General features: G+C 72.9%; 14 protein-coding genes. 7 read left to right on the top strand and 7 right to left on the bottom strand.

The features are described 5' to 3' along the window. Positions 1–12: 12 nt before the first annotated feature. Together K8625_RS05850 and K8625_RS05845 are read right to left on the bottom strand one after the other, a co-directional pair. Positions 13–972, bottom strand: a complete 960-nt coding sequence (locus tag K8625_RS05850) for a sigma-70 family RNA polymerase sigma factor (protein ID WP_223782104.1) — start codon at positions 970–972, stop codon at positions 13–15. Between the two features lie 4 nt (positions 973–976). Next, positions 977–2,281 carry an NAD(P)/FAD-dependent oxidoreductase gene (locus K8625_RS05845; protein WP_223782103.1) on the bottom strand — a complete coding sequence of 435 codons (1,305 nt, stop codon included), beginning with the start codon at positions 2,279–2,281 and terminating at the stop codon, positions 977–979. Positions 2,282–2,535: 254 nt separating this feature from the next. Between K8625_RS05845 and K8625_RS05840 the strand changes: the two genes are divergently transcribed. The 3 genes from K8625_RS05840 (at position 2,536) to K8625_RS05830 (ending at position 4,456) form a co-directional block, all read left to right on the top strand. After that, complete coding sequence (locus K8625_RS05840) at positions 2,536–2,754, top strand: hypothetical protein (protein ID WP_223782102.1); 219 nt, start codon at positions 2,536–2,538, stop codon at positions 2,752–2,754. A 199-nt stretch (positions 2,755–2,953) separates the two neighbouring features. Next, positions 2,954–3,199 carry a hypothetical protein gene (locus K8625_RS05835; RefSeq protein WP_223782101.1) on the top strand — a complete coding sequence of 82 codons (246 nt, stop codon included), beginning with the start codon at positions 2,954–2,956 and terminating at the stop codon, positions 3,197–3,199. A 327-nt stretch (positions 3,200–3,526) separates the two neighbouring features. Next, complete coding sequence (locus K8625_RS05830; RefSeq protein WP_223782100.1) at positions 3,527–4,456, top strand: alpha/beta fold hydrolase; 930 nt, start codon at positions 3,527–3,529, stop codon at positions 4,454–4,456. A 42-nt stretch (positions 4,457–4,498) separates the two neighbouring features. Here the strand turns inward: K8625_RS05830 and K8625_RS05825 are convergent, their stop codons facing one another. The 3 genes from K8625_RS05825 to K8625_RS05815 form a co-directional block, all read right to left on the bottom strand. Then, entirely contained in the window at positions 4,499–5,425 is a 927-nt protein-coding gene (locus K8625_RS05825) for a DMT family transporter (protein ID WP_223782099.1), read from the bottom strand. A 54-nt stretch (positions 5,426–5,479) separates the two neighbouring features. Next, entirely contained in the window at positions 5,480–5,761 is a 282-nt protein-coding gene (locus K8625_RS05820; RefSeq protein WP_141330090.1) for a rhodanese-like domain-containing protein, read from the bottom strand. Between the two features lie 81 nt (positions 5,762–5,842). Continuing rightward, positions 5,843–7,324 (bottom strand): hypothetical protein, encoded by a 1,482-nt coding sequence (locus tag K8625_RS05815; protein ID WP_223782098.1) that lies wholly within the window; start codon positions 7,322–7,324, stop codon positions 5,843–5,845. A gap of 178 nt (positions 7,325–7,502) precedes the next feature. On the opposite strand from K8625_RS05815, the gene K8625_RS05810 reads away from it, so the two are divergent. Continuing rightward, on the top strand, positions 7,503–8,018 hold the full coding sequence (locus K8625_RS05810; RefSeq protein ID WP_141330071.1) for a GreA/GreB family elongation factor: 516 nt from the start codon (positions 7,503–7,505) through the stop codon (positions 8,016–8,018). 99 nt (positions 8,019–8,117) lie between these two features. Then, the gene (locus tag K8625_RS05805; protein ID WP_223782097.1) at positions 8,118–10,649 is read left to right on the top strand and encodes a sensor histidine kinase; all 2,532 of its coding nucleotides are present in this window, start codon (positions 8,118–8,120) and stop codon (positions 10,647–10,649) included. 1 nt (position 10,650) lies between these two features. On the opposite strand, the gene K8625_RS05800 is transcribed toward K8625_RS05805, so the two are convergent. Continuing rightward, positions 10,651–12,324, bottom strand: coding sequence for a GAF domain-containing sensor histidine kinase (locus tag K8625_RS05800; RefSeq protein WP_223782096.1), 1,674 nt, complete (start codon positions 12,322–12,324; stop codon positions 10,651–10,653). Positions 12,325–12,615: 291 nt separating this feature from the next. On the opposite strand from K8625_RS05800, the gene K8625_RS05795 reads away from it, so the two are divergent. Both K8625_RS05795 and K8625_RS05790 read left to right on the top strand, forming a co-directional pair. Next, positions 12,616–15,471: a PAS domain S-box protein gene (locus K8625_RS05795; RefSeq protein WP_223782095.1), complete on the top strand. Its 2,856-nt coding sequence runs from the start codon at positions 12,616–12,618 to the stop codon at positions 15,469–15,471. 6 nt (positions 15,472–15,477) lie between these two features. Then, positions 15,478–16,134 carry a hypothetical protein gene (locus K8625_RS05790; RefSeq protein ID WP_223782094.1) on the top strand — a complete coding sequence of 219 codons (657 nt, stop codon included), beginning with the start codon at positions 15,478–15,480 and terminating at the stop codon, positions 16,132–16,134. A 4-nt stretch (positions 16,135–16,138) separates the two neighbouring features. Here K8625_RS05790 and K8625_RS05785 read toward each other — a convergent pair whose 3' ends face one another. Continuing rightward, positions 16,139–16,783 carry a hypothetical protein gene (locus K8625_RS05785; protein WP_223782093.1) on the bottom strand — a complete coding sequence of 215 codons (645 nt, stop codon included), beginning with the start codon at positions 16,781–16,783 and terminating at the stop codon, positions 16,139–16,141. Position 16,784 lies beyond the last annotated feature (1 nt).

Genomic DNA, 16,784 nt, shown 5'->3' with positions numbered 1-16,784 from the left:
GCCCGGGCCCCTTCACACGGGCTCGGGCATCCGGATGTTCGCGAGCTTGCGCTCGGCGAGCACCGAGTGGATGTGGGCGATGCGGCCATCCGCGCCCAGGTCCACGCGCACCACCGCCCGCGTCGCGAGCATCGGGTCCTTCGCGGGCGCGAGAATCATCACCAGCGCGGGCAGGCCGTTGAGCCACTGCAGCTCCACCGCTCGCGGCGAGCCTCGCAGCTCCATCAGCTTCGTCAGGAACGTCAGCACGCGGCGCGCGCCCACCACGGGCACCAGCGCGGCGCGCACCTCGCCCCGGCCGTCCGAGAGCGCCTTCACGTCGACGGACAGGAGCGCCTCGGCCGCGGCCACGTCCCGCTCGAGCAGCGCCGCCATGAAGCCCTCCAGCGCCGCGAGCGTGCGCTGCTGGAGGTCCCTGGTCGGCACGCAGCGCTCGCCCTCGTACGCGGCCATGGCCGCCCGGGCGCGGTGGTGCACCACCTTCACGTGCGCCTCGCTCATGCCCAGCGCCTGGGCCACCTCGCGCACGGAGGAGTCGAACACGTCGCGCAGCAGCAGCACCGCGCGCTGCTTGGGCGTCAGCGCCTCCAGCGCCAGCAGGAAGGCGAAGGAGACGCTCTCCAGCAGCTCGTAGCGCCCCTCCGTGGAGCCGCCTCCGGGCAGCCTCGCCTCCACCGCGGGCGGCACCTCCTCGTCCCCCGTCTCCAGGGGTGACGGCAGCCACGTCCCGACATAGCCCTCGCGACGGCGACGGCGCAGCGAGTCCCGCGACAGGTTCACCGCCACCCGCGTCAGCCAGGGGCGCAGCTCCTCGTGCCGCGCGGGCGGCGAGGCGAGGGCGCGGGCGAAGGTCTCCTGCACCAGCTCGTCCGCGTCCGCCGCCACGCCCGTCATCCGGTAGCACAGGCCCCAGAGGTAGCGCTCATGCTCGCGCGCCGCCTCCTCCAACACCCCTCGCGACAGGTCCGACATGGCCTCAGGCTCCCACCGCCAGGCGACGCGGCGCCACCTCCGCGTGATGGAGCAGCGCGCGCTCCACGGACTCCGCGCTGGCGAAGGACGCGTCCGAGAGCATCCCCTCCCCGCCGACCCAGTCTCCCACGCGGAACAGGCCCGCGACGTGCGGCACCGCGGGCGCGGGCCTCCCCGACAGGCCGCCCGTGCTCGCCGTCGGGAGCCAGTGGCTCACCACCAGCGCGGGCCGGAAGCGGCGGGCGACGAGCACCTCGCGCCAGCCCGGCTGCAGCGCGTCCATCACCGCCTCCAGCTCCGCCTCGGTCGCCTCGGGGGCGGACGGCGACAGGTACTTCATCACGTGCACCATGGCGCCGCCCTCCGGCCCCAGCCGGGCATAGGCCGAGTGCACCGAGGCGTACCATGGGCCATCGACGCCGAGCGCGAAGAGGGACTCGCTCCTGGGCAGCCGCGACAGGCCCAGCTCCAGCGTGGCGGCCCGGATGGGCGTGGCGCCTTCCGCCTCCTTCGCGAGCACCGCGTCCTCGGGCAGCAGCGACGCCACGTCCCTGGGGCTCCCCGCGAGCACCACCGCGTCCGCCGCGCGCACCGAGCCATCCGACAGCCGGAGGCCGCGCACCTGGCCCTGCTCGACGACCACGCCCTCGACGCGCGCGGACAGCTCCAGCGTGGCGCCGGACGCCTTCGCCACGGTGGCCACCGCGTCCACCAGCGCGGCCCAGCCGTCATCGAGGTAGAGCACGCCGGCCTCGATGGCGAGCTGCACCTGCGTCACCGCGGCCTCCGCGCTCAGCGCGTCCAGGTCCGAGGCATAGGTGGCCACGCGCACGAGCGCGGCGACGAGGGCGCGCCCGTCCTCCCGGGACATGCGCGTGTCGAGCCACTGGCGCATCGGCACGTGCGTCAGCGGCTCCGTGTCCACGCGGCGCAGGCTCGCGAGCAGCCGCGCCATCTCCAACTTGCTGCTCAACTGCAACACATCCGTCGTCAAGAGTGACACGGGCCCGCGCGGCAGCGTGTGCAGTCTGCCGGCGCGCAGCGCGTAGGAGCCGCCCGACTCTCCGGCGACGCGGCCCCGCGGCTTCACGCCCAGGCGTCCGAGCACCCGCATGCCGGCCCCCGCCCGGTACAGCGCATGCGGCCCCAGGTTGAAGCGGAAGCCCTCCACGTCCGTCGTCTGCGCGCGACCGCCCAGGTGCTTGGAGCGCTCGTACAGCGTCACCGCGCAGCCGCCGCGCGCCAGCAGCGCCGCCGTCGCCAGGCCGCCCAGCCCTCCTCCCACCACCGCCACCCTCTTCGCCTCCATGTCCGTCCTCCGTCGCACCGCCGGGGGAAATCCCGGCGTTCGACGACTCCACGAAAATGGGCGGCGAAAGGTTACAGGGGCTCGACGAACAGCCCGCACGCGGCCCTTGTTGGGGCCAGGCGCGAAACGCCGCGGCCCACGCACACGCGCCCACGAAACGCCCGAGGTCGATGACCGCCGCCCCCGCCGCGCCCTGGACTGTCGCGCGCACCGGTCGGTGATAGGGTGGCTCCCGCTTCGCGAAGGGGGACGACATGCGCCACACCATCTCGTACATCGCCATCGTCACCGGGCTGCTGCTCGCCGGCTGCGACCACGTGAACGGCATCCAGGTCAACGGCGGCCATCGCACCGCCGCGAAGCGCGCGCAGCCGTTCAAGCTGCCGGACCCCAACCCGAGCGATGAGCCCGTCTACGGCCCCGCTCCTTCGTCGTCGGGCGCCGACGCGAAGACAGACGCCCAGTCCTCCTGAGCGTCCGGCCGTTCACCTCGACGAAGCACCCGAGCCCGGGGACATGGCGCGTCGCAGCCCGATGACACGCGTGGGTTGCGCAGCTTTCCCCGCTCGGGTGTCAGGCCCTCGTGAGCCCTTCCCACCGGCGATTCCATCCCGCGCCGGTCATGTGGAGAACTCGACTACGGTGCGGGATTCAGAGCCGTCGGAGAATGCCATGCGCAACGTCGCCGTCGCCGTCATCGCCAGTCTCTTCTTCACGGGTTGCAGCAACTACTGGTGGCTCGCCCGCGCGCTCTTCCCCGGCCACGAGGTCGGCCACCCGAGCGACCGCGGCGGCAGCCGGACCTTCCAGGAGCCACCGCCGAATCCCTCCAGCGAGCCCGTGTACGGACCGGACCGCTCCTCGGATGCTCCGGACGCGAAGCAAGAAGAGTCCAAGACCGCCAGCGACAAGCCCTGAAGCGCTTCGCGCCAGCGCGGCCCATCGCTGAAAACCGTGGCCCCGCCCTACGTCGCGGCACGTCATGGGCGTGCGGACCTGGCCCTTCGAGACGTCGTCTTCGCGCATCGTCAAGCCAGGTTCGCAACACGGACTTGATACAGATTTCGCCGCGACAAGAACCTTCCGCTCCGAGTGGCGTGAGACATCTCGACCGGGTCTGTTTCACCTCGGACCTGGAGCGAAGACGACCCCACACGTCGCGGCAACCGAGGCAATGTCAGAGGTAGTCGTAGGATGATGCGTGCACGGCGGATTCCCCGCCGGGACTGGACAAGGCACGCATCCATGAAGACGCTCCTCGCCGCCCTGCTCACGCTTCCCCTGCTCGCCTGCGGCCCCGCGCCCGAGGCGGAGCCCACCGCGGCTCCCGCGGACACCGAGAGCCTGACGCAGTCGAGCGAGCTGTCCTCCGCGCCCCGCGAGCGCTCCATCCGCCTGCGCACCGGCGTGACGCTCCGCTATGTGGAGCAGGGCTCGCGGCGTGGCCCCGCCGTCGTCTTCCTGCACGGCTACACGGACTCGCACCACACCTGGGACCTGAACCTGTCGCGCTTCTCGCGCGACCTGCACATCTACGCGCTGGACCAGCGCGGCCACGGTGACTCGTCGCGCCCCGCGTGTTGCTACACGCAGCAGCACTTCGCGGCGGATGTGGTGGCCTTCCTCGACGCGGTGGGCGAGTCCCGCGCCATCCTCGTCGGCCACTCGATGGGCAGCTTCATCGCGCAGCAGGTCGCGCTCGACCACCCGCGCCGCGTGGAGGCGCTGGTGCTGGTGGGCTCGGCCCCCACCGTCGCGGGCAACGAGGTGGCCCTGGGCCTGAAGTCCGTCGTCGACGAGCAGGTGGGCACCGTCGACCCCGACTTCGTGCGCGAGTTCCAGTCGAGCACCTTCGTGCGCCCCGTGCCCGCCTCCTACCTGGACACGCTCGTGTCGGAGAGCCTGAAGGTCCCCGCGCGCGTGTGGCAGGACTCGCTCGACGGGCTCATCGCGGAGGACCACTCCCAGCGCCTTGGCTCCATCCGCGTGCCCGTGCTCGTGGTGGGCGGAGACCAGGACGGCTTCTTCCCCGTCGCGCAGCAGCAGGCGCTCGTCAATGCGCTGCCCGACGCGCGCTTCATCCTCTACCCCGACACCGGCCACGCGCCCCACGCGGAGCTGCCGCGGACCTTCGTGCGCGACGTGAGTCAGTTCATCAAGCGCGTGACGCGGTAGTCCCTCGACGGCCCACGTGAGGCACTCCCGGGCGGGTGTGCCTCACGCGGTGGTATCCGCGCCCTCGGGCTTCAGGCTCTGCCCCGGGACATCCGAGCGCGCGAGCAGCACGGCGGCCGTGAGGATGAGCACCCCGCCCAGGCCCTGGCGCAGGCTGAGCCGCTCGTTCAGGAAGAGCGCGCTCAGCACCACCGCCGTCAGCGGCTCCATGTTGGACACCAGCGACGTGTTCACCGGGCCGATGCGCGCCATGCCCAGGAAGAAGAGGAACACGGCGGCCACGGTGGAGATGAGTGACAGCCCCACCACCGCGGCCCAGCCCAGCGTCGTCGTGGGGAAGGACGGCCCCTTCACCAGCGTCGCCAGTCCGAAGGTCAGCCCCGCGGACATCAGGATGACGGTGCTGGAGGCGAGCGGCCCCGCGCGGCCCGCCACGCGCGCGCTGGTGACGACGTACACGGCGTACAGCAGCGCGGACAACAGCCCCAGCGTCACCCCCAGCGGCGTCACCCCACCCTGGCTCAGGTCCGCCGTGAGCCCCGTGCCACACAGGGCCAGCACCACCGCCACCCACTTGATGCGCCCCAGCTTCTCGCGGAAGACGAACACCTGGAGCAGGGCCACCAGCGCCGGGAACGAGTACAAGAGCAGCGCCACCAGCCCCGCGGGCGCGTGCTGGAGCGCGGCGAAGTACACGCCCGCCTCGCTCACGTAGCCCACCGCGCCCAGCAGGATGAGCGACACCAGCAGGCGCCCCCTGGGCAGCGGTTGGCGCATCGCCACCATCACCGCGCCGAGCACCGAGCCCGCCAGCGTGAAGCGCAGGAACAGCAGCGTGGAGACGTCCGCGCCGGCCGCGTAGGCCAGGCGCCCGAAGAGCCCGAGCGCGCCGAAGCACGCACCGGACAGGGCCACGATGAGGAAACCAGCGGTGCGGTTCATGACGGGAGCGACGGCACGCTGCTCCATGCCGCCCGCCTTGTCACGCGTCGCGCGGGGCCCAGGCCTCGCACGGCCCCGCGGTCACCAGTTGTTCACCGAGCGCAGGTCGAAGACGTCCGGGAAACCATTGGCGCGCAAAATTTGTGTGGCCACCGCGCTGCGGCCTCCGGCGGCGCAGTACACCACCACGGGGGTGCCGGGCGGGCCGACCTCCTTGACGCGCTGGGGCAGCTCCTGCACGGGGATGTTGCGAGCGGCCTCGGGGTGTCCCTGCTGGAATTCCTGAGGGGTGCGCACGTCCAGCAGCACCGCGCCATCGGCGACGAGCTGCCGGGCCTTCTGTGACAGTTCCTGGGGCGTCATGGGCGACAGCATGCCCTACTTGCCCGGGGCAGGGCTCGCTCGTCGCGCGGGTCCTGTTCCCTTCAAGGCACATCCCCCGGCTCAGAGCTCCACCGTCTCCTCGAAGCCGCCCGCCCTCACCGTGAGCGACTGGAGCGCGGGGAAGCGCTCGCGCGCCTGGGCCACCACCGTGGCGAGCGCGTCCTTCGCAGCCTCCTCCCGGTCGTAGCAAAGGGTGAGCTCGCGCAGGCTGTCCGAGCGCAGCTCGTGCACCTCCACGCCGTCCCCGGGGAAGAACTCGAACGCGCGCAGCCTGGGCAGGAACTCCACCAGCAGCGCCAGGATGCGGTTGCCTTCACCCAAGGACCACGTCTCGGTGGTGTCCACCCGCGCGCGCCGACGCCGCCAGACGAAGGCCGGCTTCAGGGTGATTCGGCTGCTGGCGTCGCCGCTCCACTCCGGCGTGAAGCCGTGCTCGCGCAGGACCTCGACGATGGTGCGCCCCACCGCCGCCGCGTCCTCGCTCACCTTCGCGTCCTCCGCCTCGGTGCGCTCGTCCTCGCGCGCGTCGTCCTCCGCGTCGTTGACGAGCCCATAGGCCAGGTGCAGCGGGTGGCCCTCCATCGCGGAGGCCGCGTCCTGCTGGTCGAAGAACACCGTGCCGACAATCGTCTCGCCCTGCTCCCGGCGCAGGTCCGCCAGCTCGCGTGACACCTCCCACCCGCCGCTCATCGTGGTGGACGCGGACATCTCCGCCACGAAGCCCCGCGCGCGCAGCACGTCGAACGCCGCCTCCAGCCGGTCCGCGGGGATGACATCCGGCCAGGTCTTCTCCTCCTCGGCGCGCGCCCGCACGTGCGCGCAGACCTGCTCCAGCACCCGACGCCGCAGCCGGTCGTCGTCAATTTCATCCCAGTCCGGCATGCCCAGGTAGTCGAAGAGGCTGTTCAACGGGTGGTGGCCGTACTCGAACTGCTCGAGCACCGCCTCCACCACGCCCGGCACCCGCGCGGCCTCGTCCTCGGGCTCCGGGTCCCTCATCGCCTGGAATCCCAGCGCCCCCAGCTTCGCCGCCAGCGCCAGGGCCTGGGCCTCCAGCCCCAATCGCCGCGCGCATCCCGGCTCCGGGACATCCCCGCGCGTGGTCGCCAGCGTCTCGAGCTGGAAGCGCCACTCGCGCCTGTCCAAGGTGTGCACGCCCACCTCCAGATGGCCGTCCCCCCGCCACTCGACCACGGCGTCGTGCCCCGCGGGCTCCAGGACCTCCTGCGCCAGCGCGAGCACCCGCAGCTCCCACTGCTCCTGCTCCGACGGAGGACGCGGGGCGAGCGCCCTGAGCCGCTTCGCCAGCGCCTCGACCTCCTCGAGCAGGCCTTGCTGCTTCGCCCACAGCCGCAGGTGCACCTCGCCCAGCGTCGACGTCAGGGTGCGGAAGGCGACCTGTCCCGTGTCCGGGTCGACTTCGTCGACGTTGACGTAGCCCCGAGGCGGCGCGTGCCAGGTGGTGACGCCCAGCGAGAGCGCCTCGCCCAGCACCTCCCGGGCGACTTCGCGGATGCGCCCCCGCAGCTCCTCGTTCTCCATCTGTCGCGTCCTTCCCGGTGGGTGGGGGGCCGGCGCCGTGTACGGGCTTGCCACGAGGAAGAACGCCCAGGTGCACGGGATGTCGCATCGGCCCACACGGCGCGAGGCCGCGAGCAGGTACCCGGTGGCGACGGAAAACTGGAGCCGGCGCCCAGGCGCGCTACAGTTCTGTGCCATCATGTCACTCGACAAGCAGGCACTGCTCCTCCAGCTCGCCGAGCGCCTCCAGCAGAGCGACCGGCTGGCCCACAGGGCCGAGGCCGAGGCTCGCGAGGCGGCCCGCAGCCTGGCCACCGAGTCGGAGAAGAAGGAGGACGGCCGCGCGGCGTTGGAGTTCGGCAGCCTGGCCACGGGGCAGGCCAACCGCGCCCGCCGGGTGCAGGAGGAGCTCCAGGCGCTGACGCACTTCGGCCAGGCCCCCATGCCGCGCTTCTCGCGCCAGGGCCCGGTGGGACTGGGCGCGCTGGTGGACGTCAGCACCGAGGACGAGGAGGGCTTCGCCGAGCGGACCTTCTTCGTGCTGCCCGTGGGCGCGGGCACGGAGCTGACGGGCCCCGGCGGCGACGGCTTCCTGTCCGTCATCACCCCCGCATCCCCGGTGGGCCGCGCGCTCATGGGCCGCAAGGCGGGAGACACCATCGAAGTGACGCTGGCGGGCGAGGTGCGCGAGTGGACGGTGCTCGAGGTCGCCTGACGCCGGGTGTCCCGCCCTGGTCGTCCGGGGTGTCAGGCCCCCGACGCTCGGCGAGGGAGCACTAGAACCATGGGCCCGGCCACGCCTGAATCCGGGAAGATGTCCCCACTCCCCACAGCGCGCGCCTCCGAGGCGCCCGCCTCCGCCACCCTGCTGCCGCTGACCTGGCCCGCGGCGCTCATCGGCCTGCTGTTCGGCGTGCTGATGACGTACGTGCCCTACGAGTTCCGGGTGGCCGCGTTCCGGCCCCTGTACCCGTACGTGCGGCTGCTGGGCGTCGTGTACCTCACCGGCAGCATCGCCCTGATGGGCGCCCTGCTGTATCCGCGCGCGCCGCGCTGGCTGGACGTGGGCGGACGCCTGCTCCTGGGCGTGGCCATCGCGCTGTACTGGTGGGTGCTCAACGTGCTGCCCGGCAGCCTCACGGGCATCGTGCTGTACCCGCTGCTGTTCGTCGGGCTGCTCCTGGAGGGGATTCCCGCCCTGCGCCAGCGCGCCATGCTGCGGGGGCTCGCCGCCCTCACGGGCACCGCGTTCGGCGTGGCGCTGCTGTCCGTGCCGGAGCGCTTCCCGCTGTCCGTCTACGCGCACCTGGCCCCGCTGCGGCCGCTGGTGGGCCTGCTCTTCGCGGCGGGCGGCGTGGGGCTGCTCCTGCCCGCGCGCTGGCTGCACCCGCGCGTGCCCGCGCTGCTGATGGGCGTGCTCGCGGTGCCCTTCTCGCTGCTGGCGTACGCGCTGGCGCGGGGCGCGTCGTGGCTGGGCGCCAGCGTCTACACCGTGCTGGCGCTCGCGTGTGTCGCGCAGGCGGTGAGCTGGCGGCCGCGCGCGCCGCGCACGGTGGGCTGGAAGCTCTTGCGCGGGCTGGCCTTCGCGGGCCTGGTGCCGCTGCTCGCGCTGGGGGGCCTGGCCGCGTACCTGGCGCAGAAGGCCATCGAGAAGCAGGTGCGCGACGACACGCGCTACGCGGCGGCGGGCGAGGCGGACTTCACCCGGCGCTACCTGGATGACTCGCGCGAATCGCTGTACCTGTTGCTGGAGTCACCGGGTTTCCGCGCCGCGCTCATGAGCGGGGAGCGCGAGTCCCTGCGGCCGTACCTCTCCAACCTCGCCGCGCGCGAGCGCACCTTCCACGCCGCGCTGGTGCTCGACGAGCGCGCGACGGTGCTGGCCACCTCCGAGGGCCTGGAGGGCTGGGGCTTCCAGATGCGGGAGCTGTTCCCCGAGGCGCCCGCGCCCGGGGAGCTGCCGCTGTCGCTGCCCTTCACCCGCCCGCTCGACAAGCCGCTCGTGGCCGTGGCCCTGCCCTTCCAGCTCGACCTCCACGGCGCGCGCCGGGGCCTGCTCGTGGGGCTGCTCTCGCTGGAGCGGCTGAGCGAGGCCGCCACGCCCGCGTCGCGCCGCTTCCGCGTGCAGGTGCTGGACCGGCGCGGACAGAAGATCCTCCGGGACACCGCGCCGGGCGCCCAGCTCTTGGGCTCCGCGCACCTGCCGGAGGCGCTGCAGGAGGAGCTGGCGCGCCCCGGTGGCGGCGTGCTGGAGGCGTTCGACGCGGCGGACCGGCGCGTGCTCGCGGCCGAGGCGCCCGTGGAGGGCTCGCCCTGGAGCGTCGTGGTGACGCAGGAGCTGGGCGTGGCGTACGCGGCGATTACGCGCATGAGCGCGGCCGTGGTGGGGCTGGTGCTGATGGGCGTGTTGCTGGCCCTGGCGCTCTCGCAGCTCGTCGCGCGCGACGTCATCCGCCGGCTGGGCACGCTGCGCGAGGCCACCGCCGCCCTGGCCGCCGGCGACCTCACCCGCCGCGTGGAGGTGGAGGAGGACGACGAGCTGGGAGAGCTGGCGCGCGGCTTCAACGAGATGGCGGACCGCACCGGCGCCACGCAGGCGGAGCTGAAGGAAGCGGTGCGCGCGCGCGAGGAGTTCCTCAGCGTGGCGAGCCACGAGCTGCGCACGCCCCTCACGCCACTCAAGGGCTTCGCGGCCCTGACGCTCCAGCGGCTGGAGAAGAGCGGCGACTTCCCGGAGCGCGAGCGGCTGCTCAAGGCGCTGCGCTCCATGGCGCGGCAGACGGAGCGGCTGGCCCGGCTGGTGGATGACCTGCTCGACACCGCGCGCATCCAGGGCGGACGCTTCGAGCTGGAGCGCCAGCGCGTGGACCTGCTGCCCGTGCTGCGCGAGGTGATGGAGCGCTTCGAGCTGCGCGGCGAGGGCGGCGTCACCTTCGAGCTGCGCGTGCCCGAGCACCCCGTGGAGGGCGACTGGGACGCGCCCCGGCTGGACCAGGTGCTCACCAACCTGGTGAGCAACGCCGTGCGCTACTCGCCCCAGGGGGGCCTGGTCCGCGTGACGCTGGAGGAGGCGCCCGACAGCATCCACGTGCACGTGAAGGACGAGGGCATCGGCATCCCCCCGGAGAGCCTGGCGGGGCTGTTCCGTCCCTTCGCGCGCGCTTCCAACGCCACCGCGCGCCACTACGGCGGCCTGGGCCTGGGCCTGTTCATCTGCCGCGAAATCGTGGAGCGCCACGGCGGCACCATCTGGGCGGAGAGCCCGGGGCCGCAGCAGGGCAGCGCGTTCCACGTCCGGCTGCCGCGCAACGTCGCGCCGCCCGCCGTGTCCGACGCGGCCGCGTGACTCAGGGCTCGGGCGCGCCCGGCACGGACAGCCACTCGTCCGGGATGTCGCCCCGGGGCAGCTCCAGCACGAAGGTGGAGCCCTGCCCCAGCGCGCTCGTGGCCCTCACCGTGCCGCCGAACGCCTCGACAATCTGCCGGGTGATGTAGAGCCCCAGCCCCAGGCCGCCGTAGTGCCGGTCACTCACCGCGCGCTCGAAGCGCTCGAAGATGCGCGGCAGGTCCTGCGCGGAGATGCCGATGCCGCCGTCCTCCACGGTGAGGCGCGCGGTGCGCCCGTCCGCCTCCACCGTGAGGCGCACGGGCTGGCCCGCGCCGTACTTCAGCGCGTTGGACAGCAGGTTCGTGACGACCTGCTCCAGCCGCAGCCGGTCCCACCGCCCCAGCACCGGCACCGGCGCGTGCATCTCCAGCGAGCAGTGGAGCTGGGCCGCGGACGGCGCGAAGCGGTAGAGGATTTCCGCCGCCACGCTCGCCAGGTCCATCTCCTCCAGCTCCAGCTTCAGCCGGCCGGCGGTGATGCGCGACACGTCCAACAAGTTGTCGACCAGGCTGGTCAGCTTGCGCACCTGGCGCTGCACCACGTCCAGCGTCTCGGAGACGCGCTCGGCGGACACGGGCTTGCCGTGGGCGGCCAGCACGTCCACCTGCTTCTGGAGCAGCTGAACCTTGAGGTGCAGCGGCGTCAGCGGCGTCTTCAGCTCGTGGCTGGCGATGCCCAGGAACTCGTCGCGAAGCCGCACCGCCTCGCGCGCCTCGCGCAACAGCCGCGCGTTGTCCAGGGACAGCGCCGCCCGGCGCGCCAGCTCCTCCGCCACCCGCTCCTCCTCGTCACCGAAGGCGGGCGCCCCCTCCGAGCGGAACAGCGCCAGGGCGCCGATGACGCGTCCGCGCGCCACCAACGGTACGCCCAGGTAGCGCGTCACCCCGAGGAGCGCGAACAGCCGCGCGTGCTCGGAGTCCCGGGTGAGGGCCTCCACGTGCGCGTCCGACAGCTCGGCCACCCGCTCGGTGCGCCCGGTGAGGAACAGGGCCGGCAGCCCGCGCGGGTCCAGCGGGTCCGGCGGGTAGCGCCGCAGCATGTCCACCAGCAGGACGTGGCGCTCCGGCTCCGCGTGCACCGCCGCCGCCGCGCGCACCGCCTCGCCGCCGGCCCCCAGGAAGAACACCCCCGCGTCCGCCAACGTGGGCACGAGCAGCCGCAAGAGCGGCTCCACCCGCTCCTCGTTCTCCAGCTCCGCGGCCAGGAGCGCGCCCGCCTCCGCGAGCAGCCGCGCCGCGCGCATCGCGTCCAGCCGCGGCTCCTCCATCACCTCCCGCGCGCGCAGCAGCACGCCGGCCGGCTTCGCGCCGGGCTCCTGCCCCACCGGGAACACGCTCCCCTCGAGCACCACCCGCGTGCCGTCCGGACGGCGCAGGCCCCAGCGCTCGTCGCGCACCCCCTCGCCCGCGAGCGCCCGGGACAGCGGTGACACCGCGGGCACCCCACCGCCCTGGTCCAACCGAACCCAGACGCAGCCTGGAAGATTGCCGTGAGGCTCGATTCTCTCGGGCGGGGGAATACGAAAGCGCGACCCGGCTTCGGAGTTGAAGGCGAGCACGCGGCCCGTCGCATCCATCAGCAGCACGGCCTCGCCCGTCTGCTCCACGAGCAGGCGCAGCGCCGCATCGCTCAACCGGGCTTCCGCCCGTTCCGCGAGCGCCTGATGAATCAAAGAAAGCTGGGCGCGGCCAGAGGACATGAGTTCAGGGACTTTCCGCTCGTGGCATGGTGGCATCCCCACCCGCCTGAAGGAAGACAACTCCCCGCCCTCGCACAACATCCAACGGCACGCGGTCCGAATCCCTGCCCCGGGGTCAGGCCAGCCCCCTTGCTTGGACTGCAGGAAATCCTGAATCGTTGGATAGTTGCACATCGTCCGGACTCCTCGTCCGGATGAGCGCCGTCCACTTCCTCGAGCCTCAACATGCAGACGCCGCCCCCCAGGCCAGACTGGACTCCACACGAGCGACGCTACCGGCTCGTCATCGACAGCCTGAAGGAGGTGGTGTTCCAGACGGACGTGCAGGGCCGGTGGACGTTCCTCAACCGCGCGTGGACGGAAATCACCGGCCACGCGGTGGACGTGTCGCTGGGCAAGTCGTTCCTCGACTTCGTGGACCCGGAGGACCACGCGCCCTGTCGGGAGAACCTGCGCCGGCTGATGACGCGCGAGGTGGAGCACGTGCGCATCGAGGTGCGCTACCTGACGCGCGATGGAGGCTTCCGCTGGGTGGAGGTCTTCGGCCGGGTGATGGTGGGCGAGGACGGCGAGCTGGTGGGCACGTCCGGCACGCTCAACGACATCACCGAGCGCAAGGCGTCGGACGGGGCGCTGGCGCGGCGTGAGCGCTACCTCACGGCGCTGGTGGAGATGCAGCAGCGGCTGCTCGCGGTGCGCGATGGCGGAGACCTGTACGGCTCCGTGCTGTCGTCGCTGGGGCTCGCCGCGGGGGCCAGCCGCGTCTACGTCTTCGACCTGCACCCGGGCCCATCCGGGGAGCGGATGTGCAGCCAGCGCGCGGAGTGGTGCGCGCCGGGCGTGCACGCGGAAATCGACAACCCGGACCTGCAGAACGTGCCCATGGTGCCCGTGCTGGAGCGCTGGGAGACGACGCTGTCGCGGGGCGATGTCATCGAGGGCCTGGTGGCGAGCTTCCCCGAGGTGGAGCGGGCGCTGCTGGACCCGCAGGGCATCCTCTCCATCCTGGTGCTGCCCCTGCGCGTGCAGGGGGCGCTGACGGGCTTCGTGGGCTTCGACAACTGCTCGGAGGCGCGGCGGTGGGACCGGCTGGAGGTGGACCTGCTGTCCGCCGCGGCGGGCGCCATCTCCGTCGCGCTGGAGCGGCGCGAGTCGGAGCGCGCGCTGCGCGAGCGTGAGCGACGGTTCCGGCAGCTCGCGGAGAACGCGTCGGACGTGCTGTACCTGTACCGCCGCGAGGCGCCCCGGGGCTTCGTCTACGTCAGCCGGGTGGCGCACGCGAAGCTGGGCTACGGGCCGGTGGCGCACTACGGCGACGCGGACCTGTGGTACCGGCGCGTGCACCCGGAGGACCGCGCCGCGCTGGAGCAGCTGCTCGAGGCGCCGCGCGCGTCGGCGGGGGCGCCGGTGACGGTGCGCTACCTGCACCCGGACGGCCGCATGCTGTGGCTGGAGCACGTGGTGGTGCCGGTAACGGACGCCATGGGCCGCATGGTGGCGGTGGAGGGCCTGGCGCGCGACATCACCGAGCGCCGGCAGGCGGAGGAGGCGCTGCGGCTGTCCGAGGCGAGCTTCCGCGCGCTGTTGGAGGGCGTGCCGGACGCGGCGGCCATCGAGCGGGACGGGCACATCGTCTACGCGAACGCGGCGCTGGTGGGCACGCTGGGCTTCGAGCGGGCCGAGCAGCTCGTGGGCCGTCAGCTCTCCGAGTTCGTCAAGGACATGCGCGGCGTGGAGGCGGTGCGCGCGGGCGCGCTCACGGGCGAGCGGCGGCTGGTGCGGCGCGACGGGCGCACGCGCGTGGCGGAGGTCGTCTCACTGCCCCTGCGCTTCGACGGACAGCCCGCGGTGGTGTCCATCGCGCGCGACGTGACGGAGCAGCGGCAGTTGCAGGCGCGGCTGACGCTCGCGGACCGGCTGGCCTCGGTGGGCACGCTGGCGGCGGGCATCGCGCACGAAATCAACAACCCGCTGGCCTTCGTGCTGTCCAACCTGAGCTTCCTGTCGGACGAGTTCCGCCGCAACCTGCCCCCGGGTGACGGCGCCGCGGCGCTGCAGGCCCGGCTGCGCGGCGAGCCGGACCTGGCCGAGTGGGGCGAGGTGCTGCACGAGGCCTGCGAGGGCGCGGAGCGGGTGCGGCAGATTGTGCGCCAGCTGAAGACGTTCTCCCGTCCGGACGAGGAGCGCGTGTCGCCGCTGGACGTGCACACGGTGCTGGAGTCGGTGGCGATGATGGCGGCGAATGAAATCCGCCACCGCGCGCAGCTGAAGCGAGAGTACGGCGACATCCCCTCGGTGATGGCGAACGAGGGCAAGCTGAGCCAGGTGTTCCTCAACCTGGTGGTGAACGCCGCGCAGGCCATCCCCGAGGGCTCCGCGCACCGGCACGAAATCCGGCTGGCGACGCGGCGGGACGGGCTGTCGCGCGTGGTGGTGGAGGTGCAGGACACGGGTGTGGGAATCGCCCGCGAGGTCATCGACCGCATCTTCGACCCGTTCTTCACCACCAAGCCCGTGGGCGTGGGCACGGGGCTGGGCCTGTCCATCTGTCACAGCATCGTCCACGGGCTGGGTGGTGAAATCACCGTGGAGAGCGAGCCGGGCCGGGGCACCACCTTCCGCGTCGTGCTGCCCACCACGGAGCCGGAGGCGCGCGCGGTGGCCACGTCGCCGGAGCCCTCGGGCGCGCCGGTGGGTCCGCCGAGGGGACGCGTGCTGGTGGTGGACGACGAGCCCGCCGTGGGCCGCGTGCTTCAGCGCATCCTGCGCGGCCACGAGGTGGAGGTGGCGTGCAGCGGGCGACAGGCGCTGGAGCTGCTCGAGCAGGGGCTGAAGCCGGACGCGGTGCTGTGCGACGTGATGATGCCGGACCTGACGGGGCGCGACGTGTACGAGCTGGTGCGGCGCGCGCACGCGGGCCTGGAGGGGCGCTTCGTCTTCGTGTCCGGCGGCGCCTTCACCACGGGCGCCCGCGAGTTCCTGGCGAGCATCCCCAATCTCCTCCTGGAGAAGCCCTTCGACGAGGGGCGCGTGCGGCGCGTGGTGGATGACCTGGTCCGCCTGCGACCTCCGGAGGCCTGACGCCGCGTGTGGACCGATGAGGAGCTGCGAGAGCTGGAGACATGCGCCGCGCGGCTGCTCGCACAGGTGCGCGAGTCGGACGGGTTCGAGCAGGTGAGCGCGCAGGTGGCCGAGGCCCAGGCCGTGGACACGGGGCTCGTCGCGGTGATGACGGCGGGGCTGGTGAAGAGCTTCGGGATGTACCGCGAGCCTCGCTACCTGCGGCAGGAGGCGTACGTCTGGGAGGCGCTGGACGGCGTGCGCCGCGCCCGCGTCCGGCCGCTGTCGGGCCTGTTGCTTTACTGGGCGGGCGGCGACGTGAGCCCCTACGTGCCCCAGGAGGTGTGGGGCCAGGGGCTCGTCGAGCACCACTACGAAGAGACCGCGACGGAGAACGCGCTGGACTCCAGCGCGACCAACTTCGACACCTGCGGCGGCTTCGGGCTGGGCTCGGTGGGCGATGCGCTGCTGGAGCTGGCCGAGGACCGCGGGCTTCGCGCGCTGGAGGTGTTCGCTCCGCTTGAGAAGCTGCTGGTGGTGCGCTCACTCCAGTGCGCGCGTGAGGCGGTGCGGAAGGCCGTGGAGTCGGAGGCCTTCCGCGCGCTGCCTCGTGAGGCGTCGTTCCAGGTGCTGGCCATGCCGGGACACGACGCGCCGGCGTGCCTGCTATGGCGCACGCCCTGACGGACTACTTCACGCCGTCGAGCGACAGCGGCCCGCTGTCCAGCAGGCGCTGACGCGTCACCACCTGGCCATACTCGGCGGTGCGGAAGGTGCGCCCGCCCGCTTCCGTCGTGCCGTGCAGCCGCACCTCGGAGGCGTCCGGCAGGTAGCCCACGCGCAGGCGCAGCTCGCGCACGGCGGACAGCTCCAGCGTGGTCTCCGTGCCCTGGGGATAGGGCAGCGACGTGCGCAGCGGCAGGGGCACCACCAGACGCGAGGACACGGTGGCGCCGGGCGCCAGGGCGCTGACGGTGGGGACCTCGGGCGCCTCCACGTCGAGGTTCTCCGGCACGGGCACCAGCGCGCGCAGCAGCACGGCGCCGTCACCGGAGAGCTCCACGTACGCGCGCTCGGGGGCGAGGCCGACGTAGCCCGTGGGCCCCCACTCCGGCAGGCCGTCCACGAGCAGCACCTCGCGCGGCGAGCCGTTGTGCACCGCGTACGAGACGGCGAGCCCCTCGGGCCCGCTCGACACCGACTCCACCTTCAGCTCCACCACGTCCGCCTGGGCCACGCTTCCTCCCGCATTCACCGGGCGCTCCGCCCGCGTGCAGCCGACGATTATGGCCAGCGCCATGCCGAGGGCGCCAGCCTGGAGCAGGGTCCGCATG

It is taken from the genome of Myxococcus sp. AS-1-15, from assembly GCF_020037055.1.
In the GTDB taxonomy this organism is placed as follows: Bacteria; Myxococcota; Myxococcia; order Myxococcales; family Myxococcaceae; genus Myxococcus; species Myxococcus fulvus.
The sequence above is the reverse complement of the archived record's forward strand: the minus strand, read 5'-3'. Positions and strand labels throughout refer to the sequence as shown.

Coding starts and splice junctions, on each gene's coding strand:
- K8625_RS05850 (WP_223782104.1), bottom strand. CDS start 972: ATGTCGGACCTGTCGCGAGGGGTGTTGGAGGAGGCGGCGCGCGAGCAT.
- K8625_RS05845 (WP_223782103.1), bottom strand. CDS start 2,281: ATGGAGGCGAAGAGGGTGGCGGTGGTGGGAGGAGGGCTGGGCGGCCTG.
- K8625_RS05840 (WP_223782102.1), top strand. CDS start 2,536: ATGCGCCACACCATCTCGTACATCGCCATCGTCACCGGGCTGCTGCTC.
- K8625_RS05835 (WP_223782101.1), top strand. CDS start 2,954: ATGCGCAACGTCGCCGTCGCCGTCATCGCCAGTCTCTTCTTCACGGGT.
- K8625_RS05830 (WP_223782100.1), top strand. CDS start 3,527: ATGAAGACGCTCCTCGCCGCCCTGCTCACGCTTCCCCTGCTCGCCTGC.
- K8625_RS05825 (WP_223782099.1), bottom strand. CDS start 5,425: ATGGAGCAGCGTGCCGTCGCTCCCGTCATGAACCGCACCGCTGGTTTC.
- K8625_RS05820 (WP_141330090.1), bottom strand. CDS start 5,761: ATGACGCCCCAGGAACTGTCACAGAAGGCCCGGCAGCTCGTCGCCGAT.
- K8625_RS05815 (WP_223782098.1), bottom strand. CDS start 7,324: ATGGAGAACGAGGAGCTGCGGGGGCGCATCCGCGAAGTCGCCCGGGAG.
- K8625_RS05810 (WP_141330071.1), top strand. CDS start 7,503: ATGTCACTCGACAAGCAGGCACTGCTCCTCCAGCTCGCCGAGCGCCTC.
- K8625_RS05805 (WP_223782097.1), top strand. CDS start 8,118: ATGTCCCCACTCCCCACAGCGCGCGCCTCCGAGGCGCCCGCCTCCGCC.
- K8625_RS05795 (WP_223782095.1), top strand. CDS start 12,616: ATGCAGACGCCGCCCCCCAGGCCAGACTGGACTCCACACGAGCGACGC.
- K8625_RS05785 (WP_223782093.1), bottom strand. CDS start 16,783: ATGCGGACCCTGCTCCAGGCTGGCGCCCTCGGCATGGCGCTGGCCATA.